Annotated in this window: 28 protein-coding genes, 1 tRNA gene and 1 pseudogene; 8 read left to right on the plus strand and 22 right to left on the minus strand. The window is 40.4% G+C overall.

The annotated features are described in order from the left end of the window. Together J2S05_RS06555 and J2S05_RS06560 are read right to left on the minus strand one after the other, a co-directional pair. Positions 1-515 (minus strand): annotated as a pseudogene (locus J2S05_RS06555) (hypothetical protein); the annotation flags it as partial. 155 nt (positions 516-670) lie between these two features. Continuing rightward, on the minus strand, positions 671-1,582 hold the full coding sequence (locus J2S05_RS06560; RefSeq protein WP_306981128.1) for a LysR family transcriptional regulator: 912 nt from the start codon (positions 1,580-1,582) through the stop codon (positions 671-673). Between the two features lie 263 nt (positions 1,583-1,845). Here J2S05_RS06560 and J2S05_RS06565 point away from each other — a divergent pair, with 263 nt between their 5' ends. From J2S05_RS06565 to J2S05_RS06585, 5 genes are read left to right on the plus strand one after another with little or no spacing between them, the layout of a single operon-like run. Next, positions 1,846-3,480, plus strand: coding sequence for an ABC transporter substrate-binding protein (locus J2S05_RS06565; RefSeq protein WP_306981130.1), 1,635 nt, complete (start codon positions 1,846-1,848; stop codon positions 3,478-3,480). 20 nt (positions 3,481-3,500) lie between these two features. After that, complete coding sequence (locus J2S05_RS06570; protein WP_306981132.1) at positions 3,501-4,427, plus strand: ABC transporter permease; 927 nt, start codon at positions 3,501-3,503, stop codon at positions 4,425-4,427. A 20-nt stretch (positions 4,428-4,447) separates the two neighbouring features. Then, positions 4,448-5,341 (plus strand): ABC transporter permease, encoded by an 894-nt coding sequence (locus tag J2S05_RS06575; protein WP_306981133.1) that lies wholly within the window; start codon positions 4,448-4,450, stop codon positions 5,339-5,341. 11 nt (positions 5,342-5,352) lie between these two features. After that, positions 5,353-7,350, plus strand: a complete 1,998-nt coding sequence (locus J2S05_RS06580) for an ABC transporter ATP-binding protein (RefSeq protein WP_306981135.1) — start codon at positions 5,353-5,355, stop codon at positions 7,348-7,350. A gap of 30 nt (positions 7,351-7,380) precedes the next feature. Next, positions 7,381-8,715, plus strand: coding sequence for an LLM class flavin-dependent oxidoreductase (locus J2S05_RS06585; protein WP_306981137.1), 1,335 nt, complete (start codon positions 7,381-7,383; stop codon positions 8,713-8,715). Between the two features lie 77 nt (positions 8,716-8,792). Here the strand turns inward: J2S05_RS06585 and ssuE are convergent, their stop codons facing one another. The 15 genes from ssuE to J2S05_RS06660 form a co-directional block, all read right to left on the minus strand. Then, positions 8,793-9,320 carry an NADPH-dependent FMN reductase gene (ssuE, locus tag J2S05_RS06590; protein WP_306981138.1) on the minus strand — a complete coding sequence of 176 codons (528 nt, stop codon included), beginning with the start codon at positions 9,318-9,320 and terminating at the stop codon, positions 8,793-8,795. A 59-nt stretch (positions 9,321-9,379) separates the two neighbouring features. Further along, positions 9,380-10,537 carry an amidohydrolase gene (locus J2S05_RS06595; RefSeq protein WP_370873629.1) on the minus strand — a complete coding sequence of 386 codons (1,158 nt, stop codon included), beginning with the start codon at positions 10,535-10,537 and terminating at the stop codon, positions 9,380-9,382. Beyond that, positions 10,455-11,060: a GNAT family N-acetyltransferase gene (locus tag J2S05_RS06600; RefSeq protein WP_306981143.1), complete on the minus strand. Its 606-nt coding sequence runs from the start codon at positions 11,058-11,060 to the stop codon at positions 10,455-10,457. Before J2S05_RS06600 ends, J2S05_RS06595 begins: the two co-directional genes overlap by 83 nt. 98 nt (positions 11,061-11,158) lie before the next feature. After that, positions 11,159-11,428, minus strand: a complete 270-nt coding sequence (locus J2S05_RS06605) for a glutaredoxin family protein (RefSeq protein WP_306981145.1) — start codon at positions 11,426-11,428, stop codon at positions 11,159-11,161. 42 nt (positions 11,429-11,470) lie between these two features. Then, the gene (locus J2S05_RS06610; RefSeq protein WP_306981146.1) at positions 11,471-11,644 is read right to left on the minus strand and encodes a hypothetical protein; all 174 of its coding nucleotides are present in this window, start codon (positions 11,642-11,644) and stop codon (positions 11,471-11,473) included. Between the two features lie 322 nt (positions 11,645-11,966). Further along, positions 11,967-13,121 carry a sn-glycerol-1-phosphate dehydrogenase gene (locus J2S05_RS06615; RefSeq protein ID WP_306981148.1) on the minus strand — a complete coding sequence of 385 codons (1,155 nt, stop codon included), beginning with the start codon at positions 13,119-13,121 and terminating at the stop codon, positions 11,967-11,969. Further along, on the minus strand, positions 13,118-13,912 hold the full coding sequence (locus tag J2S05_RS06620) for an HAD-IIA family hydrolase (RefSeq protein WP_306981150.1): 795 nt from the start codon (positions 13,910-13,912) through the stop codon (positions 13,118-13,120). The genes J2S05_RS06615 and J2S05_RS06620 overlap by 4 nt, the downstream gene beginning before the upstream one ends. Before the next feature lie 12 nt (positions 13,913-13,924). Continuing rightward, entirely contained in the window at positions 13,925-15,430 is a 1,506-nt protein-coding gene (gene melA / locus J2S05_RS06625) for an alpha-glucosidase/alpha-galactosidase (protein WP_306981152.1), read from the minus strand. A gap of 67 nt (positions 15,431-15,497) precedes the next feature. After that, positions 15,498-16,403, minus strand: coding sequence for an AraC family transcriptional regulator (locus J2S05_RS06630; RefSeq protein WP_306981154.1), 906 nt, complete (start codon positions 16,401-16,403; stop codon positions 15,498-15,500). 39 nt (positions 16,404-16,442) lie between these two features. Then, the gene (locus J2S05_RS06635; RefSeq protein ID WP_306981157.1) at positions 16,443-17,348 is read right to left on the minus strand and encodes an ArsR/SmtB family transcription factor; all 906 of its coding nucleotides are present in this window, start codon (positions 17,346-17,348) and stop codon (positions 16,443-16,445) included. Between the two features lie 119 nt (positions 17,349-17,467). Next, a complete protein-coding gene (gene arfA, locus J2S05_RS06640; protein WP_306981158.1) occupies positions 17,468-18,979 on the minus strand; it encodes an arabinosylfuranosidase ArfA in 1,512 nt (503 codons plus the stop codon). A 183-nt stretch (positions 18,980-19,162) separates the two neighbouring features. Further along, positions 19,163-21,247, minus strand: coding sequence for a beta-galactosidase (locus J2S05_RS06645; RefSeq protein ID WP_306981160.1), 2,085 nt, complete (start codon positions 21,245-21,247; stop codon positions 19,163-19,165). A gap of 32 nt (positions 21,248-21,279) precedes the next feature. Further along, complete coding sequence (locus tag J2S05_RS06650) at positions 21,280-21,414, minus strand: hypothetical protein (protein WP_306981163.1); 135 nt, start codon at positions 21,412-21,414, stop codon at positions 21,280-21,282. A gap of 186 nt (positions 21,415-21,600) precedes the next feature. After that, positions 21,601-21,777 (minus strand): hypothetical protein, encoded by a 177-nt coding sequence (locus J2S05_RS06655; protein WP_306981165.1) that lies wholly within the window; start codon positions 21,775-21,777, stop codon positions 21,601-21,603. Between the two features lie 17 nt (positions 21,778-21,794). Beyond that, positions 21,795-22,325 carry a DUF6241 domain-containing protein gene (locus tag J2S05_RS06660; protein ID WP_306981167.1) on the minus strand — a complete coding sequence of 177 codons (531 nt, stop codon included), beginning with the start codon at positions 22,323-22,325 and terminating at the stop codon, positions 21,795-21,797. Between the two features lie 351 nt (positions 22,326-22,676). On the opposite strand from J2S05_RS06660, the gene J2S05_RS06665 reads away from it, so the two are divergent. Together J2S05_RS06665 and J2S05_RS06670 are read left to right on the plus strand one after the other, a co-directional pair. Next, positions 22,677-22,749, plus strand: a tRNA-Ala gene (locus J2S05_RS06665). Positions 22,750-22,990: 241 nt separating this feature from the next. Beyond that, positions 22,991-23,524, plus strand: coding sequence for a hypothetical protein (locus J2S05_RS06670; protein WP_306981169.1), 534 nt, complete (start codon positions 22,991-22,993; stop codon positions 23,522-23,524). Between the two features lie 201 nt (positions 23,525-23,725). Here the strand turns inward: J2S05_RS06670 and J2S05_RS06675 are convergent, their stop codons facing one another. Further along, entirely contained in the window at positions 23,726-23,932 is a 207-nt protein-coding gene (locus tag J2S05_RS06675; RefSeq protein WP_306981171.1) for a hypothetical protein, read from the minus strand. 151 nt (positions 23,933-24,083) lie between these two features. Here J2S05_RS06675 and J2S05_RS06680 point away from each other — a divergent pair, with 151 nt between their 5' ends. Then, entirely contained in the window at positions 24,084-24,293 is a 210-nt protein-coding gene (locus J2S05_RS06680; protein WP_306981172.1) for a hypothetical protein, read from the plus strand. On the opposite strand, the gene J2S05_RS06685 is transcribed toward J2S05_RS06680, so the two are convergent. The 4 genes from J2S05_RS06685 to J2S05_RS06700 form a co-directional block, all read right to left on the minus strand. Beyond that, entirely contained in the window at positions 24,290-24,430 is a 141-nt protein-coding gene (locus J2S05_RS06685; protein ID WP_306981175.1) for a hypothetical protein, read from the minus strand. The two genes, J2S05_RS06680 and J2S05_RS06685, sit on opposite strands and share 4 nt — an antisense overlap. Positions 24,431-24,543: 113 nt before the next feature. Further along, the gene (locus tag J2S05_RS06690) at positions 24,544-24,702 is read right to left on the minus strand and encodes a hypothetical protein (protein WP_306981177.1); all 159 of its coding nucleotides are present in this window, start codon (positions 24,700-24,702) and stop codon (positions 24,544-24,546) included. Positions 24,703-24,765: 63 nt separating this feature from the next. Continuing rightward, positions 24,766-25,182 (minus strand): YugN family protein, encoded by a 417-nt coding sequence (locus J2S05_RS06695; protein WP_306981179.1) that lies wholly within the window; start codon positions 25,180-25,182, stop codon positions 24,766-24,768. Positions 25,183-25,338: 156 nt separating this feature from the next. Further along, on the minus strand, positions 25,339-25,497 hold the full coding sequence (locus tag J2S05_RS06700) for a hypothetical protein (protein ID WP_306981181.1): 159 nt from the start codon (positions 25,495-25,497) through the stop codon (positions 25,339-25,341). Positions 25,498-25,521: the final 24 nt, after the last annotated feature.

Consider the following 25,521-nt stretch of genomic DNA (forward strand, 5'->3'; position numbering starts at 1 on the left):
GCTGCATAATGATCAAATGTTGCTTGCACGTCATCTTCATGTGCTACAAGTGCTTCCTCTGCAGCTTCTTTCGGAAGATTTCCTTCTGTTGCCCCATCAAGGAACGTTGAGAATTCATCAGCGAAACCTGCGATGTTATCTTCTGCTTCTTGTTTAGCTGTATCATCACCATCTTTGACAGCTTTTACGTAATCATCGGTATATCCATTATGTGATTCAAAGATTCGAACGAATTCGTCTGCACCTTCTTCACCATATAAGGGCTCAAGGGCTGTCCCCATGTCCTGAACATTTTCATCAAGTGCCCATTCGACTTCTTCCCAATCTGGTGATTCATCGTATGCTTTTTGCATGGATGAAACGGCTAGAACAAAGTGCTCCGAAAGTAGATGATCAAGATCGGCACGTAAATCAGACGCTCCTGAGAATTGGCTTTCTCCTCCGTCTGCGGCTTGTGCGAATGATGGTACTACGAGTGCTGCACCAAGTGCAACGGCTGTGAATTTTTTAAACATGATTTGTTCTCCCCTTTTTCATTTTGGTTAAGCTACTAGGGTAACGAGAACTTTGGGCAAGTGGATCACTGTATATCAAATTAATTTCAAAGAATTTTTCTCCACATAAAAACAAAACAGCGGGAACCCTTATATAATAAGGCCTCCCACTGTTTTTAATGTGCTGATATGAGTGATGATTGTTGTTCAAATAATTTTACGGATTCTAGTAAAGACCTTTCAATAGGAAGAGATAACGGATTTCCTACTGATTGAACGCCTTCAATTTGTTGATTAAAATTCATTAAATGACTCACATCAATCGAGCGCAGTTCTCCACTTTCAAGCTCTTTTTTGACAGCTAGTTTCGGTAAAAACCCAATACCCGCTCGGTTAACAATTAATGATTTAGCGACTTCCATGTTTCCAACCCTATGCCTAATTGTTGGTTTCACATTGTGTGCTTCAAAAATTTTATGAACAAGATTCCAGTTAAAAGCTCCACATTCAAAGAAAACAAGTGGTTCTCGGGCAATTTTGTGGGCCGTGTACTGTAAAGTCGAGGAAAAGTGATGATCAGGGTGCACTACTAATAAAATCGAATTATCTAGAAATGGTCGAATAATTAAATCATCTAACTCCTTACCCTGCTGCCGAACAAAAGCAATATCTATTTCATTTCGGCTCACGGCTTCCATCATGCTTTCATTTCCTCCACAAACAACATCATATTCTAGATCGGGCTGCATCTCTTGAAAATAGCGTAGAAAATGAGGAAGTACATATTGAGCGGTAATAATATTGGCACCAAACGTAAACTTTCTTTCATCTGTTTTCGTCTGAAGCTTTTGTTTGCTTTGCTGATAGGTTCGAATCATTTGTTCTGCGAACGGAATAAACTCCTTACCCTTAGCTGTTAAGGTAACTCCTCTTCCTTGTCTTGTGAAAAGCTGGGTTTCAAGCTCACGTTCCAATCCTTTTATTCTAGCTGTAATAGATGGTTGAGATAAGTATAGAGCGTCGGCTGCTTTATGAAAGCTCTTAAATCTTACAACATACATAAAAGCTTCTAAGTAGTCAAAATTCATGAACCTTCCACCTCTTTCTTTATATATATCTACATCTAATGATTTGATTATGTCTTATTATCATATACCCAACTATTCTTATAAGCAATTAGTATTTTAAGGCAACCGCATCATTGATAGGTTTTTTTTATGGTTCCTCTCATAATCCTATCATTCTACCTGTTGATCTTTCTTTCATATAGGCGTAGGATAAACGAAATTATATTAATCCTACCTGTTAAATAGGAAAAGTTGATTTAGATCAAATTTATTGGAGGAGAGTTATGAAAAAAAACAACCAGTCCCTTTCACGTTCCGTACTCGTCTTAACCACAGCTATTGTTGTGCTTGCTGGCTGCGCAAGTGGAACCAGTCAATCCGGTGCAACCGAGGTAGAGCCAGAGGATACTACAAAAGGAGGAGACCTTACATATGCATTGGCCTCTATCCCTTCTAATCTAGATCCTGCTCGCAGTGGCTGGGCCGTAGAAAGTCGAGTGTATAAGCAGATTTTTGAAGGTCTAGTCACAAAACTACCTGATAATACAATCGTTCCTGAACTCGCGACCGATTGGGACATATCGGATGATGGGAAAACCTATACCTTTACCCTTCGAGAGGATGTTACGTTTCATGATGGAACGCCTCTAAATGCCGAAGCCGTTCAATATAGCTTCGATCGAATTCTAGATCCAGAAACACAAGCAGGAAATGCATTCAGTAGACTTCAACCTTATGAATCATCTGAAATCATTGATGAGTATACGATCGAACTGCACCTATCTACACCATCCGTTCCATTTATAGATAACTTAACTCAAGCCAACCTTTCTATTGTTTCTCCATCTGCTGCCGAGGAAAATGGTGATCAATTTGGTCAGAACCCAGTTGGTACAGGTCCTTTTGAATTTGTAAGTTTACAGGAAAATTCAAATATAAAATTGAAACGCTACGAGGATTACGATTGGGGCTCTGATAAGTACGAGAACAAAGGTCCTGCTTATCTAGATACATTAACCTTTAACATCATTACCGAAGAATCTACACGAATTGGGAGTTTACAAAGTAGTCAGGTATTAGCAGCAGAAGCGATCCCACCTCAAAATATTGAAGCTTTTGAAAGCGACCCTTCTCTCAATCTCTTAAGTCAGAATATCGAAGGATTGCCCTACACTTTATTTATTAACCCAGATCATGAACCGTGGGGAGAGCTTGAAGCTCGTCAAGCCTTGCAATACGGCATAGATGTCGACCATATTGTTGAAACACTTTATTTTGGCACTTACGACCGTGCATGGTCAGCCATTACACCTGGACTTCTTGGGTATGACGAATCACTTGAGGAATCCATTGAACCAGACGTTGAAAAAGCAAAAGAACTACTAGAAGACATTGGTTGGGAAGAAGGCAGTGATGGCATTCGAACACGTGATGGTGAACGTTTGACACTTCAGTATGTTGACATCACACCAAACCGTGAAAAACGAAACGACATTGCTGTCATGATCCAACAACAGCTAAAAGAAATTGGCATTGAAGTAGACATTGAATTAACAAAAGATGTAGCGACTACTATACACACCAACGGCGCTTATGATCTATACGGAAACAGCCAAGTAAATGGAGATCCAAATGCGTTGATTCAGTTTTACCATTCTCCAGCCGAAGGGGCGAGAGACACATTGTCAAAAGTAAATGACCCAGAAGTTGATCAATGGCTTCAGGATGCTGTAACTGAACAGGATGAGGATAAACGAGCTGAGTTGTACAAGAATGTTCAGCAATATATTCATAATGAAGCGATCATCCTTCCGATTTATGTACCAAATTATACGGTAGGTACTCAAGAATCGGTTCATGATATTACCTTTGATTATCTTGGTTACCCTCAATTTAATGATGCGTATGTTCAACCTTAATGCGATAAGGAGTTGGTATCATGGCTCGATCAATCATTGAACGAATCCTTACTGCCTTATTGGTTGTGTTTGGTTCAACCTTTCTTGTTTTTACTATCTTATATGTTCTTCCCGGTGATCCTGTTGACACTATTCTTGATCCTTCTGTCTCAACACCCGAAATGATTGAAAAGCTGCGTCAAGAGTTAGGCGTCGATCAACCTTTCCATATTCAGCTTTTTCAGTACTTTTCTGATTTGTTTCAGGGTAATTTTGGGCACTCTTTGGTCAACTCTACACCTGTGTTACCACAAATCTTAGAGCAGTTTCCTAAAACACTCGCATTAACATTAGCTAGTGCAAGTATCTCCATTGTCCTTGGATTAACACTTGGTGTCTTGTCAGCAATTCATCGCAATAAAGCGATTGATATTCTGGCGCGTGTCATCGGATTATTTGGCATCTCCATGCCAACCTTCTGGACAGGAATTCTTTTGATTCTTATCTTTTCCGTCCACCTAGGTTGGTTCCCTTCCCTAGGGTCTGATGGATGGCAGACACTTATCCTACCTGCTTTTACTCTTGGTGTTATTGGAGCAGGCTCTATCATTCGTATGGTTCGAAACAGTATGTTAGAGGTCATAAGTGAAAACTTCATTACAACACTTCGTTCAAAAGGATTGTCAGAGCGAGTGATCATGTATCGACATGCATTACGTAATGCGCTCATTCCTGCTCTCACAATGATGGGAATGATTATTGGCGACATGTTAGCAGGTACTGTAATCATTGAAACCGTGTTTTCCAGACAAGGTATCGGTCGGTTAATAGCTGATGCCATTATGGCTAGTGATTTGCCTGTTGTACAAGGCGTGATCTTTTTTACAGCGATTCTGTACATCACGATCAACTTGATTGTCGATATCTCGTACACGATCATTGATCCTCGTGTTAGAAGATCTATTTAATCGAGGAAAGGAGGCTTCAGATGAGAGAGACAACTTTAGAAAAAGAGTTTCTTACTACCCGTGAAAAATCACATGTTTCTAGTCAAAAACGGACTTTTTTTGGACTAACTGAACTATTTGTGGGAGCGGCAGGACTAGTCATTCTCATTATCATCATTTGTGCCCTATTCCCACAGCTTATCGCCCCTTATTCGCCAACAACTATGTCTCAAGATGCCATTCTTCAGCCACCAAGTTTGGCTCACCTCTTCGGCACGGATCAATTTGGCCGTGATGTCTTTAGTTTAGTTGTTTATGGAAGTCGTGACTCGCTTTTTATTGGAGTCTTATCCGTTATCGTTGGTGGTCTTGCAGGAGGAGGTATAGGTGCGCTCTCAGGATATCTCGGAGGTCGTATAGACGGAGTTCTCATGAGATTAATTGAAGTTCTCATGACCATTCCAGGTATCCTCCTGGCCCTGGCAATTGCAGCTTCACTTGGTCCAAGTCTTTTAAATATCGTCTTAGCCATTGCTATCTCTTCAATACCTGGATATGCCCGAGTCATGCGAGGACAAGTGATGAGCATAAAAGGTCGATCCTTTATCTCAGCCTCTCATTCGATTGGCGTATCAAAATGGAAGATCTTTACCTCACATGTTCTTCCTAACTCTTTTTCACCTATGCTTGTCATGGCGACGCTAGGAATCGGTTCAGCTATTCTTGCCGGTTCAGGATTAAGTTTTCTTGGCTTAGGTGTATTAAATGAAATTCCAGATTGGGGAGCGCTTCTTTCACAAGGAAGAGGATTTCTAACCGTAGCATGGTGGATCTGTACGTTTCCTGGACTTGCCATTACACTCTTTGTTCTCTCAGTAAACATAATAGGTGATTGGTTAAGAGATTACCTAGATCCAAAAAAACAACGAGCATAGGAGAATGAATAATGACTAACGTATTAGACATTCAACAATTAGATGTTGGATTCAATAATAAAAGTCGGAATCTCCAAGTACTCGACAATGTCTCTTTAACGATTAAGAAAGGAGAGACAGTCTGTCTTGTTGGAGAATCTGGTAGTGGTAAAACAATCACGTCTAAAGCAATTATGCGCTTAATTGATTACGAGCATGGATCGATAACTGGTGGTTCGATTAGCTTTAATGGGCAAGATATTGCTTCACTGTCACCTAAAGAACTGCTTGCGATTCGTGGCAAAAAAATCTCTATGGTGTTTCAGGAACCGATGTCTGCATTTGATCCAGTCTATACAATTGGGTTTCAATTAATAGAAACCATCATGAAACACGAACGAGTGAGTAAAAGAAAAGCTTGGGACCAAGCAATCAATCTGCTTACCCGGGTTGGCATTCCAGAGCCAGATGTGAGAATGAAGCAATATCCAGGTGAATTATCAGGAGGTATGCTTCAACGCGCGATGATTGCCATGGCGCTTTCCTGTAACCCAGAGTTACTTATTGTAGACGAACCCACTACAGCACTAGATGTAACCATTCAAGCTCAAATCCTGTTATTGTTGCAGGAACTTAAAGAAGAATTAGATATGTCAATTTTACTTATCACTCATGACCTCGGAATCGCGGCTGAAATTGCTGATCGAATCGTGGTGATGTATGCAGGCAAGGTATTGGAACAAGCAGATACCTTGTCTCTATTTGAAGCCCCATTCCACCCGTATACAAAAGGGTTACTGCAATCCGTCGCCACATTAGAAAAAAAACAAGATACAGAACTCTTTTCGATCAAAGGGACCATTCCTAGCTTAACCAATCTTCCATCAGGATGTTTATTTCACCCACGTTGCTCACATGCAACAGAGCTTTGTAAAACAGATGTTCCGCCATTAATCGAAAACAACCAACGGGAAGTGGCCTGCTGGCATGCAGAAAAGCTCAGGAACGAAACACCGAATGAAGAATCCAACGTAGCAGCACATACAACCTTTCAGCAGAAACCTGACACAGAGACACTTTTTGAATTAAAAAACGTCAGTAAGCACTATCCAGTTAAAGGACCTATTTTTTCACGTACACGGGAGCTCCGGGCCGTAGATAATATCAGCTTTTCCATTCAAAAAGGTGAAACCTTTGGTTTAGTAGGAGAATCAGGTAGTGGAAAGTCGACACTTGGTCGTATCCTATTACAGTTAGAAGCTGCAACAGCTGGGCAGGTGTTATTTAACGGAGAGGATCTGACTTCTCTCAGTTCTTCTCGTCTAAGATCATCACGGCAGAATATGCAAATGATCTTTCAGGATCCCTATGGCTCTCTCGACCCGCGATGGACCGTCGAAGAAATTATCTCAGAACCACTTCGTACTCATCAAACACACACAAAAAAGCAGCTAGCTGAACGTGTCGCAGAGCTACTTACGGCCGTAGGCTTAGATCCTGAATATGCATCTAGGCATCCTCATGAGTTTTCAGGTGGTCAAAGACAGCGCATTGGCATCGCTAGAGCCATTGCCTTAGAACCGTCATTTATATTAGCAGATGAAGCAGTGTCTGCTCTTGATGTCTCTGTTCAAGCTCAAATCGTTAACTTGCTTAAAGAACTGCAGAAGAATTTAGGGTTAACGTATCTCTTTATTGCTCATGGATTAAATGTTGTTCGATACATTTCAGATCGTATTGGTGTGATGTATTTAGGAAATATGGTGGAGGTTGGCCCAAGTGAAGAGCTCTTTCAAAACCCGGCACATCCCTACACTAAGGCTTTAATTGAATCAAACCCTAAATCAAATCCTAAAGAAAGGCGTTCTCACGTATCAATTGAAGGAGAGATTCCCTCTCCAATCAACCCACCTTCTGGATGTCGTTTCCACACTCGTTGCCCTTTTGCAACAGACACATGTCGAACTGAACAACCAAGCCTAGTTCCATACAAAGAGAATCGTTATGTCGCGTGCCACTACCCTCTCTAAAAGAGAGAACACCACTAGGAGGAGATTATTATGACAAAAAATCATCTTATTATTGGAACCATTCTACATGGAGCTGGAGGCAATATGGCTTCTTGGAAGCACCCTTCTGGACCGGCCGATGCAAGTGTAAATATTAAGCACTACCTTAATCTCGTTGAAAAAGCAGAAGGAGCTAAGTTAGACTTTGTTTTTGTTGCAGACGGCTTAGCAATAAATAAAGATGTCTTGCCTCACTTTTTGAATCGCTTTGAACCATTGACGATTCTTTCTGCACTAGCATCCGTTACATCCCATATTGGCTTGGTTGGTACCCTTTCGACATCATATACCCAACCTTTTACCGTAGCCCGCCAATTTGGTTCGCTCGATTTAATTAGTGGAGGAAGAGCCGGTTGGAATGTTGTGACCTCTCCTTCAACAGGAGCCGCTCACAATCATAGTCAATCTACTTTTCCAGACCATGCGCTGCGTTATGAAATAGCAGAAGAACATGTAGAGGTTGTAAAAGGATTATGGGATTCCTATGAAGACGACGCTTTTTTGTATGACCGTGAAAATGACACCTACTTTGATCCAGATAAAATGCACGCGATCCACCATCATGGCAAACACTTTCAAGTGGAAGGGCCACTAAACATTCAACGATCCCCCCAAGGACAAACGGTTGTCTTCCAAGCTGGCTCTTCCGATGCAGGACGAGAGCTCGCTGCAAAAACAGCTGATGCTGTATTCACAGGTCACAAAGATCTTGAACAGGCGCAGGCCTTTTATCAGGATGTGAAAAGCAGAGCAGAAGCCTATGGACGAAACCCAGACGAGATTGCCATCCTTCCTGGTATTGGGCCAATTATTGGAGAGACCGAAGAAGAGGTTGAAGAAAAATACGCAGCGTTGAGAAATGGTGTTTCCATTGATACTGCCTTAAATTATCTTGGTCGTTACTTTGATCACTTTGACTTTAGCGTCTATCCATTAGATGAACCGTTCCCCGATATTGGAGATGTAGGAGCTGAAGCATTCAAATCTATGACAGATCTAATCAAGACTGATGCTAAGCTACACGGCAAAACCTTACGTCAGATCGCTCTTGAAGCAACAACGCCAAGAAGCGCATTCTCCGGAACACCAGAGCATGTCGCTAATGAAATCGAAAAGTGGTTTAATGCCGGTGCCTTTGACGGAATTATATTCAGCTCACCTCTGCTGAATGACGGCATCCATTTATTTATTGAAAAAGTCTTACCTATCCTACAGGAGCGAGGAATAGCACAAACCGATTATGTAGGAACCACACTACGCGAGAACCTTGGTCTTCCATTTAAACAAAATCGATATACAAGGACACCAAGTAAAACGAGCGTATAATAATCCTAGAAAAGAACAGGAAAGTTAAAAAGCGAAGTCGAGATTACTCGACTTCGCTTTTATAAATGAACCTATGTTTACTTTAATTCCTCACCAGCTAATTGTAAGACACGATCGATCCGTTCTGTGATCTCAGTGGAAATGATAAACTGATCTTCTTCCACTCGTTCAATATGCGAATCTAGCACATAGGCTCCGCTTAATATATTCGTTGCACCAAGTGATGATAAAACAGGCTTAAGGGCATAATCAATTGCCAATAGGTGGCCAAAGGATCCACCTAGAACTAGCGGAAGAAGTGTTTTTCCTTCCAGTCCTTTTTGTGGTAGAAGATCAAGATAGGTTTTAAGAATACCTGAATACGCAGCTTTATAAACAGGCGTAATCACAACAACTAATGATGCTTGTTCTACTTTTGCATTAGCTTTTTGAATGTCTTCACTAGCAAAATTTGCAGTGATTAAGTCCTCAGCAGGCAGCTCATGAACAAAGATAGAACTTGTTTCATGACCCTCCGCTTTAAAATAACCCTCTGTTTTCTCAAAAAGTGCCTTTAATCTCGAACGATGACTATTTCCTCCGTATATGATGACTACATTTGCCAAAGTTGAATCATTCCTTTCCACTTAGATTTTTCGGTACGTTCAACTAGAGATGAACTGTACTAGGAGGTAACACGTTGTTTTTGATGAAGTTCCTTTAATAGTGTAGAACCACTCGTATATAAATATTCCGCTGCTTTAATAATTGCTGTTTCATCTAAGGTAAAGGCTGGATGATGCCAGTCTTCTGTACCACTCGTACCAAAAAAAGCAAAAGATCCAGGAATATCCTGTTGATACATTGAAAAATCCTCACCAGCCGTCGAAAGTGCGGGTTCAATTATTTGCAATCCTGCCGACTCTGCTGCTTCCTTTGCGATCTCTGTCACCCATGCATCATTTGACACAGGAGGTGCACCAGCGAACCAACGAACAGCTGCGTCTACTTGGTAGGCTTGACCAATTGACTCAGTTATCTCATAAAAACGCTTCTTCACTTGTTTGCGAGTTTCTGTATCAAATGTTCTAACTGTTCCTTCAAGCTCCACCTCTCCAGGGATGACATTCCATGTGCTTCCTCCAACAATTTTGGTTACACTGACGACAGCCTGATCCAGAGGGGAAACATTTCGACTAACAATAGACTGCAACGCTGTAATCATCTGAGCAGAAGCTACAATGGGATCCGTTGCTTTTTGCGGAAGACCCGCATGTCCACCAATCCCCTTAATTTTCACTGTAAAACGGTCTACTGCTGCCATTAAGGGTCCTTCCTTTAACCCAATTGTTCCAACCGGCAAATCCGGCTTATTATGTAGCCCAATAATCGCGTCTACTCCATCAAGCTGACCGTCTCGAACTACTTTTTGAGCACCTGCACCGATTTCCTCTGCTGGTTGAAAGATTAAACGGATCGTTCCGGCAAATTCTTGTTGATTTTGCTTAAATAGATAAGCCGCACCGATTAACGCCGTTGTATGAAAATCATGACCACACGCATGCATCTTGCCACTTACCTTTGAGGCATAAGGCAAATTCGTTTCTTCCTTAATAGGCAATGCATCGATATCGGCACGAATTGCAACTGTTGGACCTGGTTCGGCTCCAACAATGTCTGCAAAAACACCCGTTTGCAAGGAGGTTGATCTACTAATGATACCTTCCTCCTGCAACCAACTCTTTATTGATTTTGTCGTCTCAAATTCTTCTCTCGAGAGTTCCGGATACTGGTGCAGATGTCTTCGAATCGAGATGAGTCGTTGCTCTAGTTCCGGCAATATGTTCACGCTCCTCACTTAGATCAAAGTAATAACATCTTACAAGCGAGTTTCCATTACTAAATTCATTCTTCTGATCCCGTTTAAACCCTAACCACTCATAAAGAGCTCTTGCTTTTTCCATAATGTCACCCGTATGAAGATACAAATAGCTAGCCCCTCTAGATGCTGCAATATCTAAGCTCTCTCTTAATAAGATTTGAGCAACGCCAAGTCCGCGTGCATTAGGATGCACAGCAAGAAGCCGGACGACTGGATGCTGAATATCCAGTTCCGGCCGTTGATACGCTTTTTCACCTGACTCAAAAAATTGAATGGACCCTAAAATATTCTGCCCCTGCTTCGCAACTAAGATCTGCTCTACATTTGGGTTATCTAACGAGGATTTTATATTCTGCAAGTAGTTCTCCCATGCTTCTGGGCTTCTAAATACTTCTTCGTATTGGCTGTAGCTATCTATTAGTAGCTCTTTCACAATGTCTTTATCTTCATTCTGTAATGTACTCACCACAATTGGTTGAGGCATTGATCTAACCCCCTTATCGAATCTACTCACAGTATAAGACATTATTCCAAAGCACACTAGATATACAACTTGAAAAGTGTACTAGACGCCCGAAAGGTTTAACTAGGCGTTTCTTCAACCTGCAAAGCTTCTTTCAGGTATTCTAATCCTACCTTTGTGATCCCTTTATAAGTATGGCCTTCTCCAATTTCAACAACTGGCACATGTCGTACTCCATATTTAATGTCTAAAATATCGCGTCGTTCATCATGATTTGTTACATCAATGGTTTGATACGGGATGGATTTCTCATGTAAAAAATCTTTTACCTCTGCACAATAATGACAACCTTCCTTTGACCACACAATAACGGATTGAATCTCTGACATACTTTTTCCTCCTCCTGTTTACAATCATCTATTTTAGTATTGTTAGACCCCTTGGAAAAAAGTAAACTGAGTAAGAAAACGCTCTTTGAACTCAGCGTCCTCCTTTTGAGTATCATGTATCCATTCTTCTTTGCTTGCTTCATAGACCTTACCTAGCATTAAGGTTCGTGAAGCGATCCATTTCTCTTTTGTCATTCCAATTACACGTCTTATCATTTCATCCACTCCCTTTAATACTAAGTATATCAATAGGTTTTATTAGTTATTTCTTTTTTACATCGTATCGCTCTGTTGTTTTTACGTCAATAGATGAACTGATAGAATCATTCTATCAATTCACATCAATCTCTATAAGCGCCGAGAAAAGATACTAAAGAGAGCTGGAACAAATCTAAAACGAACGATCAGGTAGAGGGTTTATCTCACCGATCCAGGATAATCTATACTTAAAAAAACAAAAACAACGAACGGTCCCTTAAGGATTCGTTCGTTGCTTTGGTTCGTATACTTTTGTTCAAGCCTCTACTTGGTCAGACCATTATAAATCAGGTACCCATTGCAGAGTCTCATGATAGTACCGTAGCAACGTCCATCTGTCTCGAAGGTGATACGCCTTTAACAGACTCAATTGAATGAGCTCTTCGTCAATGGGTGCTTGTTCAGGATGCCAACCTGCTTTCCTAAGCAGTGCTTCAACCTCTGACACTTCTGGTAGTGAGTCGATTAGACTAATCAGTTGCTCACTTTTCTTATTTGCTTCGGTGCGTAAGCTTGCTCGAACAATTTCTTTATAATATTGAATAATTAGCAACGTAGACCGTCCAATTTTTGCCCCATGGTAAAGTTGCTTATGCCCTTCTTCTAAAAAGTGCATTTCCCAGTAATGAGACAAATGATGCTCAGCTCCAGAAGCGGGATGAGAGGCACCAAAAGCAGCCATCGCGATCCCTGATAGAACTAAGGCATTCATTAACGTTTCAATACCTTCTTTCTCTCGGTTCCCAATCTGATCTGCGACTTCAACACATGATTCCAATGCTTCTCTTGTTAAATCTGCAATCTCTTGGTCGTATGGCTCATTAGCAATAGCCGCGCCTGCCTGCCAATCTATTAAAGAAGTATACTTCCCAATCATATCTCCAAATCCTGCTGCAACAAGTGAACTAGGAGCCTGACAAAGAACCGTTAGATCAGCGAATAAAGCCACAGGAGATACCGTTTGAAAGGTAGTTTTTATGCCTTTTACAATAATCGGAGCTCCCTTAGAATTAAATCCATCAACAGAAGGAGCTGTAGGTACTGAAATAAATGGTTTCTCTGTTTTGGCACTGACAAAACGAACAACATCGTGAATCGTTCCAGAACCCACCGCCAGTAAACAATCGGTTTCAGGTTGAACATGGAGTAGGACATCAACAATTGACTGCTCATCTGCAATCACATCACCTTGTTGATTGGGTTGCAAACAATGAGTGGCTACTTTTATACCCTTTTCCGTCAGCATATGACCTACTTCTTGTCCTGCCGCTTGTAGCGTCTGCTCATCCACAACAACCAAAAGATGTTGAATGGGTTGCTCTGTTACATAGTCTACTAACGATTGTAGGGCACCTTCAGAAATAACAATAGGATTTGTCGACTGTGTAAATGAAGACTGAGTCAAAATCTCATCTAATCGTTTTTTTAGTTTCATAATTCTCCCCTTACATCAGCTAAACTTTGAAACACATAGTCCGGTTTACTGCGAGGTGCAGCCTGCTCTGCCATCGTTTGGGTTGTATTACCCGTCAAGACAAGTACAGTCCTCATTCCTTGCATTCTACCCATGGAAATATCAGTCCCTAGGCTATCACCGATTACCATACACTGAGAGGCCCTAAGGCCAATTTGTTCTAGTGCCGCCTCCACCATAAAACAAGAGGGTTTACCAATCACTAATTCTGTTTTTTGTCCGGTCGCAGATTCAATAGCTCCGATAAACCCGGCCACGTCAATAGCTGGCCCATTCTCATCTGGATAGGTCTTATCACTGTTAGTAGCAATGATCCTTGCTCCCGCTGAGGTAGCTCGAAACGCATCATTTAATTCAGCATAGTTAATTTCATCATGGAGTGTAATTACAACAAAATCCGCGTCCTCGGGTCTAGTAGATAGGGTCACATGATGCTCCACCATCTCATCGGCCAAACCTTTGTTACCAAGTATCCATACTTTAGCAAGTGGATAGTGTTTCTTAATAAACTGTGCTGTGACTGTTGATGAAAAGATGATGTCTTCCTTTTCAACGTCGATTCCGTGTTCTCTTAGCTTTGTAAGCCCAGCATTTCTCGAATGATTTCCTCTATTACTTAGATAAACTACTTTTCGTCCACTTTTTTGAATAGCAGATATTGCTTCTGCCGTTCCTTCAATTAGTTCTTTCCCTTGGAAAACGGTCCCATCTAAATCAATGAGTGCTCCTTCAATTCCTTCAAATAATGACACCTGTTACCCTCCTTAGGATAAGGAAGCTGGGCGATGCTGGGCTTTGTCTGCTTCTTTTGCATTAAGGGATGCCTCTTCACGGTTTTCCTTCATCTCATCGACAGACTTTGTTTTCAGACGGGCTGCTCCCTCATAAGTCTTGGTAGGAAGACGTGTTTCTGTTGTTCTTCTTACTTTCGCTTCCTGAATGCTTTTGCTGTACTGCGGAAGCCACTTCTCACCTGCAATGATCATGTCATCGACCATTTGCCAAATCTCAGGTGGTGTACATACGGCCCCAACTAACGGATCCATCATAAATGCCTGTCGTAATAACTGATCATTTCCTTCAATGGCTGCTTGAACAGCTAATCTCTGAACAGAGATACTTACTTGGCAAACAGCAGCACATCCAAGTGGCAACTCTCCTACTTGGGGCATGCTAATTCCATTTCGATCGACATAACCCGGTGCTTCAACAATTGCATCAGCAGGAAGATTAGAGATGATTCCGTTATTAACCGTATTAAAATGTCCCCGATAAGGTCGACCTGTTTCAAGAGCCTCAATGATATAAGAGCCGTGTTCTTCTCCACGCTTGTCGTCCTTATACTCATAGGCTGGTTCCTTTAGCCAATTTGGAAAGTCCTCCAGAAACCAATTACGCCCCTCCGTACACACCCTTAAATACCCGCCTGTTTCGCCATTTATCCAGCTTCCCAAATCAATCCAGTTTTTTATTTCTTCTGGTCTTTTTCGGTACCATGGTACATATTCACTTAAATGCCCGTTCGACTCTGTACTGTAATAACCAAAACGTCGAAGCATATCAATTCGAACTTTTTCCGTTTGACTAAACTCTTCATGCGCTTCAAATGCATCCAAAAGCTTACCTGTTAAGTCCTGTCCCTCATGCTTGATTTGAATATACCAGGTTTGATGATTAATTCCCGCACAGATAATATCCACATCTTGTTTCTCCAAACCAAACACGTCAGCGATTTGTTTGTGTCCACCTTGTACACCGTGACAGAGCCCAATCGTCCGAACACCTCCATAGTGGTTGCATGCCCAAGTAAGCATGGCCATAGGGTTCGCATAATTTAATAATAAACAGTCTGACTCAGCTACTTCACGAATATCTTGGCAAATGTTGAGCATCTCATAAATGCCTCGTTGCCCATACATAATGCCTCCAGCACTAAGTGTATCACCCACACATTGATCAACACCATATTGAAGAGGAATCGAGATATCTGTCTCAAATGCTTCTAATCCTCCAATGCGCACCACTGAAAAGATGTATCTCGCATTCTCTAATGCCTCACGTCGGTTAAGCGTAGATTGAATTGTGATTTGTAATCCATTTTCATCGATATCCCTTTGACAGAGCTCCGTCACCATCTGAAGATTTCGTTCATCAATATCAGTAAAAGCAACCTCAACGTTCGAGAACTCTTGAACAGCTAAGACATCCCTTACTAATGAACGGGTAAACCCAATACTACCTGCTCCTATAAAAGCAATCTTAAATGACACCGCCAATCACTCCTTCTTTTTTCGGTATTATCGTATCACTCCCCTTTAGATAACGCTTTCATTTTTCTTACCTTTGATTAACAGAATGTATAAAATGCTCACCTGTTGTTTCCGTATAGTCTCTAAATCTCGATTCTTTTCGATATTGTTTAGGTGTTGTACCTGTTTGTTGACGAAAGATCGTACTAAAATATTGCTGAGAATTCATTCCAATATAATGTGGAATGTCTGTAATTGTAATATTCGTTCGTGTTAATAACTCTTTCGCTTTATCCATCCGATGATTAATGAGGTACCCATTCACCGACGTGCCCATGGACTTTTTGAAGATGCGGTGAAGATAGCCTGGATGAAGGTGAACCGCATCTGCTACATCCTTCACACGGATGTCACGATCATAATTTCTGTGCATGTACTCAATTGATTTTTGGATGTACACATTTTGTTCTGGTGTATCCTGCTCCTGAGCCGCAAGTTCAGCCATTCTGATCAGGATCTGACTAAGCAATAGCTGCTGGGTAAATACCGAGTTCGTTTCCTTTCGGTCAAGCTCCAGGATCAGCGCATGCATGCATTGAGAGATATCACATGAATCATGAAATAACAGATACGAATGTGGGTTTTCGGTAAGTAACTTTAACGGATTATGTTCAGACACGATATCCTTAAAAGGTGGAAACACTGTCTGTAACTGTTGAAAATTAAATTCAATATTACTCATTCTACACGTCTTACCTGGTTCTACTTGAAGCCTATGGGGAATGTTTCCATCAATAAAAATAAACTGTCCCTTCTTAAGCTTAAGCATTTGTCCATCTACTTCAATTAAACAGTGTCCGGACAATACATACATGATTTCGATTGCTTCATGAGAATGAACAGGCATCTTAAAATCCCGCCACTCTTTGTAATAATAAAATCTAACGACAGGATAATAATCTTCTTCAAGAAGATAATGATGATAAAAACTCATTCAAATACTCCTCTCTTACGTATGAATCAAAACCGTAAATTAGTTGTAATACAAACGAAAATCAATATCCTGATTATAATTACCAAAAGAAGACCCAAATAATGTTACTCCACCAACGTATTGGGCAGAATCAGGAACGGCAATGGAAAAGATCCATTGTGGGTTGTGTATCTGTACTTGATGAATGGACACATCTGATATTTTCACACCATCAATAAATGTACCTCGCTCATTAATCCTTATCACTTTCAGTAAACCATACTGATTAACGGACCTCGGCCACCAATTAGGTGTATAGCGTCCAACTTGATCTCCAAAATCACCTGGGCTCCTCCATGTTCCTAACTCAACACGATTAAAGGAAAAAAGAATATCTGAAGGCCAATTTTCGTTTGTGAATGGAGCCTCAGAAGAAATTTCAAAAGAAATCTCAAGTTCCTTAGCTGTATGAGATGAGTGCAAAAAGTTTGGCAACTTATACTCAACAAAGCCTTTATAGAACCATAAAATCTTTGCATTCACCCGTTCTGTGTCCAAAAATGATCGCGGCTCATCAAACTCTCCAATAATTCTGTGTTCGGTAGCTAATCCACACGTAGGCTCAACATGAAAGTCAGTATAATGGCCAACAGACAACGTTGATTGCATATATGACCTTTGTTTTTTGGGACCAACAGGAAATCGGATATGCGCCTCTTCAAATCCTAGCGTACATAGCTTTTGTCTACCTGCTTTACCTGGGACCATCTCCGTCTGAATAAGTTCAGCTACCTCTAGCTTCTTAACATGTTTCGTCATAATTGCACTACTGAGGTTCAGAGCTTCAGCTAATTCTTTTACATTCATTGGCTTCTCACCAAGAAGCTTCAGGATACTCAGCCTTACTTCACTAGCCAAAGCCTCGTACACTGGCAAAGACTGCTTCGACCAATCTAAGGTTCTCATCGTTTCCACCTGCATCTTTCATTACGTGCAGTAATCATCTTAATATCATTATAGTATAGCTGGAACAAAAAGGAGAAGCAACGAAAAAAGAGACAGGTGTGAACCCATCTCTCACTAGGTTATTTGCCTAAACGAATGACATTCCATGAAGCCTTGGATAAATGGGTACATATGGTTCCCTTATCTAATGAGGCATCACCATTAGAATGCGGTTTGACAGCTTCTTGACGTACTGTATTTACTGCTTTCAAATCATCATTCTCTAACACGATATGTTCTTTCAGTTTATACTCTTCAAAACTTCGGACATCAATTGTTAAATCCAATGCATCCTGTAAGTGGCGGTTCAATAGGAAGATGGTTAACTCATCCTTCTCCTCATTCCAAACAACAGCTGAATCTAAGTACGGTACATCTGTAAAATCCTTTGAATCATATTTTGGAGAGGAAATGACTGGTTTTAGAGAAGTCCCTCGGCCAAAGATTGATACGTGCATATACGGATAGAAAATAGTCTGTTTCCACGCACTACCACCTGTCTCAGTCATAATTGGCGCAATCACGTTAACCAGTTGAGCCATACATGCCATTTTCACTCGATCAGCATGACGAACAAGTGTCATTAGAATGGACCCAACTAGGAGTGCATCTTCAAATGTGTACACATCTTCAAGCTGTGGCGGCGCAATACTCCAAGGTTCAATCTCTTGATCTGCCTGATTGGAATGAAACCATACATTCCATTCGTCAAAACTCAAATGCATTGTCTTCTTGCTGCGCTTTTTCGCTTTGATATAATCACAAGTTGCTGTAACTGTTTTGATGAAGTCATCCATTTCTAATGTCTTGGCCAGATAATTAGCTGTATCACCAGACCGATTCCCGTAGTATTGGTGGAGCGATAAATAGTCAACTTCTTCATACGTATGTTCAAGAGTTGTTGCTTCCCACTCAGGAAAAGTTGGCATATTAGCATTCGAACTACCGCAGGCGACAAGTTCAATCGTTGGATCAACAAGTCTCATCGCTTTCGCTGTTTCTAAAGCTAACCTTCCATATTCATCCGCTGTTTTGTGTCCTACTTGCCAAGGACCATCCATTTCATTTCCTAAGCACCATGTCTTAAACTTATGAGGCTCTTTATAACCATGGCTGCGTCGAAGGTCACTCCAATAGCTGCCACTAGGATGATTACAATATTCAAGTAAATTTCTCGCTGCATCGATTCCTCTTGTTCCTAAATTCACTGCCATCATTACTTCTGTGTTCGCTAGTTTGGCCCAATCAGCAAATTCATTTGTCCCAATATAATTTGGCTCGACAACACGCCAAGCGAGCTCTAGCTTTTTAGGTCGTTCTGAAACCGGCCCAACTCCATCCTCCCAATTGTAGGCAGAGACCATATTGCCTCCAGGGTACCTAACAATCGGTACTTGCAATTCCTTTACAAGCTCTATAACATCAGTCCGAAACCCTTGCTCTGTAGAATCTGGATGATTTAACTCATAGATTCCGCCATAAACTGCTCTTCCTAGGTGTTCAATAAACGAACCATATAATCTCTTATCAATGTCACCAATTTTAAATTCACGATCAATCGTTACTTTTGCTTTAAGTTGTTGTTCCGCCAAATGAACCAACCTCCTAGTATAAATTAGATAACGCTTACATTTTTCTGAATATAGTTAACAAAAACATTAATGATTAATACTTATGTTACTTACCCTCATTATAAGGAGAGCCTTTTCAGGCGTCAATCTTTATTTTGACAAAAAAGCTTGTCTTCATCACCATGAAGACAAGCCACTATTCCTCTAATTTGAGAGACTTTTTTTATTACTCATTTTCAACGTACGTACATCATATTTTTCTAACGTTACAGTAGTTGAGAGAGGTTTATCATCGATTAGATCGCTGACCTCACTACTGTCTGATAGATGGACTGTTTGTGTAGTCTCTGTAAAGTTCATCAGAAATACATAACTAGATTCACCATCTGTTCTTGTCTGAAGGCTTACTCCTTCAGGAAGCTCGGCACCCAGCAAATTACTTAAAGAATGCTCTTTGGCTAGTTTAAAGTAAAAGGTATCAAGGCATTTAGTTTCCATTCGTGCTGTCATATAATACGCCTTGCCTTCTTTATAATGATTTAATGTGAAGGCAGGAGTCCCTTTGTAAAAATCCTGCTCATACTCAGCCAATACTTCAGCAGAGGTTGGGGTTATGATTTCACAGAAGTCACTCGCCTCAAATGACTCTCCCTCCCATTTAATCGATTGACGATCGGTTTTATACAAGCTGTCAATCTCGTTCACTCTTAGCCCTAATACTTGATAAAGAGGATTAGGATCACTTTCAATGTAACAAAGGTCCGTTTCATCCACCATTCCGGACATATAGGTAGAAATGTATGTCCCGCCTTGCTCAACAAAAGATTCAATAGCTTTTGCCGTTTCACGCTTTAGCATATAAAGCATTGGAGCAATCACGATCTTATATTTACTAAGGTCATAATGAGCCGGAATGACATCAACAGGAATACCTTGCTTCCAAAAGGATTGATAATGCTCTTCGCATGTTTTCACATAATCCAAATGCTGCTTCGCAAATCCCTGTGCATCTTCCAACGCCCAACGATTCTCCCAATCATAGATCACTGCCACATGTGCCTCAACAGATGCCCCGGCAACCTCAGAAAGAGATTTTAATTGACTGCCTAGCTCGGCTGCTTCTTTGAACACACGTGTATGCTCGTTCCCATAGTGATCCACCACTGCACCGTGTAGCTTTTCAGATGAACCTCTTGATTTTCTCCACTGAAAGTACATCACGGCATCTGAACCATGCGCAACGGCCTGAAGCGATGACAAGAGATTCATTTTAGGACGCTGTAGCTTGTTAACCGGTTGCCAGTTTACCAAACTCGGTGTACTTTCTAGCAACAAAAACGGTTTGCCTCCTTTTAATGAACGATACAAGTCATGCACAAATGCCGTGTTCGCTGCCAACTGCCATGTCGCCTCACGATTATTATGCCAAGCTGGATAAGCGTCCCACGTAATAACATCCACATCATCTGCAAATCGACTGTAATCCAATCCACCAAACGGTCCCATATGTGGATTCTCACCCATGAAGTTTGTAGACACAGCAATGGTAGGTGTAAATTCTTTTAAAGGCTTAATTTCATTCCGGTAAAAATCTACAGTTTGAGCGGTCACAAAACGCTTCCAATCTAAAGTAAGACCGTGCAACTGATTTTCCCCTATGGAAGAAGGTGATTCTATTTGGTCCCATGATGTATAGGTATGGCTCCAAAAAGTGGCCCACCAAGCATGATTTAATTGATCCAAACTATTATTATACTTACCCTTGAGCCATGTTCTAAAAGCAGCTTGACACAAGTCACAGTGACAATCTCCGCTATATTCATTTGAGACGTGCCACATAATTAGAGCTGGATGGTCTTTATACCGTTTCGCCAGCTTTGAATTTAGCTCACTTGTTTTCTCACGATAGATAGGAGAAGTAAAACAATGATTATGTCTTTGTCCATGCAACTGCTTCTCACGCTTTTCACTTACACGTAATACTTCTGGATATTTTTTCGATAGCCACGCAGGTCGAGCCCCACTTGGTGTTGATAACAGGACATGTCCATTTATTGCAGCCATGCGGTCCATAATATCATCGAGCCATTCAAACGTATATGTTCCCTCTTCTGGTTCAAGTGCCGTCCAGCCGAAAATATTCACTGAGACTGCGTTGGCATTTGCAAGCTTCATCAATTCAAAGTCTTTATTAATGACTTCAGGATATTCTAGCCATTGGTCCGGGTTGTAATCACCCCCATATAATAAACCTTTTACACTCGGATGAATAAGAGGAAATCTTTTCATTCTTAGAACACTCCCTATGAATTAGTATGAATCTAATAAAGCCGTGCTGACATGCCTCCATCCATCGAATACCGTTGCACCTCTGTCTCAGCCATTACCTGAGCAATCGCATGTACAATGCCTTTTTCTGCTCCTGTAACAACATCCAGCTTTGTATGTAGATCCATATTAGATCAACTCCTGATGGTAACGCTTTCATATCATTATAGTAATAGAGTTCACTTTATGAAGTCAAGGATTTACTTAAGTTAGTTTAATAAATAGAATAATTATCGAGTTACTTCTATTATTTTTTGAGAACTCTAAAAAAAACGCCGATAAGGGCGCTAAATATTGGTTCGTATATTATCTAATCATCGATTAACCACTTTGAATTTACTATATAATTCTAATACCATGTTCATCCAATAACCAGAAACGATAGAGCAGATGATAACTGTAAATAACGTTAGTTGACTAGTAAAATCAAATAACCAGAAACAAAAAAACATGATTGAACAACAAATAATGAGTCTACATATTCCTTTCATTGTATCCCTCCCAAACGTCATTCAAAATTCTGCTTCGTATATTCTTCAATTTCAGCCTCAGTGAGAAGGCGATTTGCCTTTCCAATTGTGCCATCCTGTATATCCCAGATCTTGTTATGGTCTGCTACCGCATTGGAAAAATCATTTTCATTCCAACGTCCAAGCATTTCGATGTATAACTCACCGCGATCATATGTATCCTGCTGTTGTTCAGCGACCCATAGTAACCGTTCTACACGATCTTCAGTTATCTCAATCTTTCCCCATTTTTGCTCCGCTTGAACCAAGCCATGTGACATATGATGTATCGTATCCTGCATTTCCTTTTCAGTCATATCATCTGGGAACAATTCTTCCAAATTCTCGTTAATCGTTTCTTTAAGAATCACTTCTGGCACATCAACATCATCTATTACTTCCGTTTCTTCTGCTTCTACCGTTTTCGGTTCGACCGGTTTCTTTGCAAATTCTAGCATTCCAACTGACAAAGCAGCTGTAAGTGTTAAACATGCCAAAGTGATCCCGCTAATTTTAATTATTTTTTTCATCTTTTTGCTCCTATCTATGGATAATATTGTAGAGTATAAATGGGGAGTAAATGATTAGTAGAAAAGTAGGTCTCTTTTACAACCAATGTACCCATTGTACATTTCTAAATAATGGATAACAAGTGGTAAAACGGAAATTTTACAAATGGTCTTACTTGTAGGAATGATTGTAGCGTTTAGTGCGGTCTGTAGCAGCTGGCAGCCGCGCGAAGTGGTTTGAAGAGAGAATCTAAAGCTAAAGATGCCTACCTGGTTTTTCACTTCGAAAAAACTCTTGATGATTTGTCTTCAGTACTATATACTAATTGATGACAGATGTAGCGGAACGGTTGGTACATCGGTAATTTTAACGGGGCCATAGCTCAGCTGGGAGAGCGCCACGCTGGCAGCGTGGAGGTCAGGGGTTCGAGCCCCCTTGGCTCCATCTACTTAAAAACCTTGAATAATCAAGGTTTTTTCTTTTTGTCTACTTCTCTTTAGTCATCGTATTTTTTCCTCTTGAAGTAACATTTAATAATGAATACGTTGGATGCAGGCAAAGTTTATGAATAACATTATCAGTCTGTATTCATTGGCGTACTTGTCTTTCTGATCTCTTACCTTGTTCTCATACGTAGATCATAGTAAAATTGAACTATATTTTATTTATGTATGGAGGTAATCAAATGAAAAAGCTACTAGTTGCTTTAGGCTTGTCTACATTCTTAGCACTCAGTGCATGTAATACAGATAATCTAGAGGGCTCAAATACAGATGACTCAATTGGGGCACAGGATGACGTTTCTGAAGAAGTTGTGGATGCATCCGATACAGACTCTTCCAGTGAAGATCTCGAGGAAACAACGGATGTCGAAGAGTCTGATAGCTCGGTTGATGAGGATGAAAAAGCTCAACCATCTGATGATGATCGATATGAGTTATATGACTCATATCAAAACGAAATGGATTCCGTTTATTATTCGCTAGAAGAACTAAAAGCTGTATTATATGTAGGCATGAATTATGTCACATATCTTGATGAGACAACAGGAGAATTTCCGATCCTAGAAACATTTACAGATGAAAACACCGGTGACATTCTAGATGTTTTTATCGCTAATGACGGATTCTTAGGCGTTTTAAACACCCCAGAAGAAGGCATCAAAAACCTAATAAGTTTTCATGATATGCATGAGGCTGCTGATTATTTTGAGGAATGAAGTAAAAAAACTTAATAAACCTTTTTTACCCTTTAAGTAGAAGTAGCTCATTTACTGATCAGCTTAAACCCTCACCAGCCAGCTCGCGGGTGTGGAGTGTAGGTCCGGAGCGGTGGCCTTACTCTCATTTTATTGAAGAAAAACCGACCCACTATGCATAGTGGGTCGGTTTTTATAATGAATAAAACAGCTTTTTCTTCTTTAATCAATTCTGACGTGATAGTCTCCTACAGTTTCTTTCTCCTTTTTCAACTGTCCAGTGTTCACCATATCATCAATTATTTCATACGCCTCAAAAGATTCTAGATTTCTTGAGTGAATCATTTTTTCAGCTAATTCTATTTTCGTTGTGACTCCGTCTTTGATTGCTTTTATAATATCTTCTTCAATGTCTTGTTTTCTTCCCATGAGCATGTACCTCCAATGTTTTTATCTTCTATACCCTAAACATTTTAAATAAAAACGATAACTAGACCTTTTGATCTGGAAAAATTCTATGTTTTTAGTCTCTCTTTTCTGGGTATTAGATTGTTAATTAGTATTATTAGGAGGCGTACATATGAGCGTAACGAGTAGTAAGTTGTTAGACGGAGTGATTGCAGGGTTGTTTACAGCTGTTCTCTTAACGATGAAAGATCTAGTCATGTATCAAGTGGTGAACTGGTCTCTCACAATGACGATATCACTAGCTGCTTTTGCCGTTTGTGCATTGGTATTACCTACACTAAGGAAAAAGCCTCAGAGTAGAAGTCGTAGAATTGCAGGTTAGCTCTTATCCTTCTCTACATGATTCTTAAAGTATTCGATTATCTCAGCACGTTGTTCATTTGCTTTGCTTAATTTGCGCTCAATGGCAAACAGGGTAGACATTAGCAAGGCAAATGCAATAATTAACATAATAAACATATTCCTTTCACCTCGCTTTACATATCACATCATACCACTTGAGCCAAACTAAGAAAGTGGCATACAAAAAATACCTGAAATCCAAGTAGCTGGAGTTCAGGTATTTTTTTTAGTCAAAACAACCATTCAAGAAGAAACCAAAAGATCGCACCAACAAATCCGGCTACGAGTGATGTAACAATGGTTTCCATCTGAAGCTTCTTATGTTTTACAACATCTAAAATAATCCACCCTAAAAAGATGGCTACGCCAAATATAATTGCTGTGGTCATTCGTTCCCCCACTCTGCTCTTTTTCGTCAGTGTAACAGGTGAGTTCAGCAAAGACAATCATTTCTAAGGAAGAAGAACCGATTCAACCTCTTTAATTAAGTTCTCAGCAATGGGCAGATATTTTTCGTTGACCTTTGCGTCTTTCTCCGTTGGTTCAGAAAATTGGTTCACTACACTACTAACTTGTACAGGGACAGACCCACTTGAAGTATAGTCGTCAAGGTCCTCTTGATATTTATGAGCAAGTAAAAATGGAGTATCTAACGTAACGGTTGTTCCCTTTTGTCCCAGTTCACCATACTTAGTGTGAAATGGAAGTCGAAGTACTGTATACCCGCTCGCTTGATCAATCAAATAGTCAAAAAATCCGTGATCATATTCCCAGTTACTTCCTATCGTGTAGCCTAGCGATTTTAAATGGTCTTCCAAAGAATCAAATTTAAAGGTTTCTCCGGAAATCGTTGATTGTAATGGGATCATAAACGCATGCTCCTTTCCTAACTAAGGTAGCCTTAGTATCTCTTGAAAAGAAGTGGTTTATGTGGAGTCGATCATTAATGTAACTATTCAAACGTAAGTCGACTATAGGTATGTAAAAGAGAGTCTTCACTCTCTAATTTGAGGTTTTTGTGTGAATTATTTTGATGATGGCTGATCAGGACTTAATATATTTTCTAAAAAAAGAATATCTTCTTTTATATACGCTTTTAGATTATCGTTGCTTGTACTCTTATAGTCCAGCTTAAGCTTCCTGAGCTCACGTATGAACATATACACATCATGCCGTTCTATCATTATGTTCCTCTCCTAGATGAGACA

Source organism: Alkalicoccobacillus murimartini (genome assembly GCF_030813245.1).
Classification (GTDB): Bacteria; Bacillota; Bacilli; order Bacillales; family Bacillaceae_D; genus Alkalicoccobacillus; species Alkalicoccobacillus murimartini.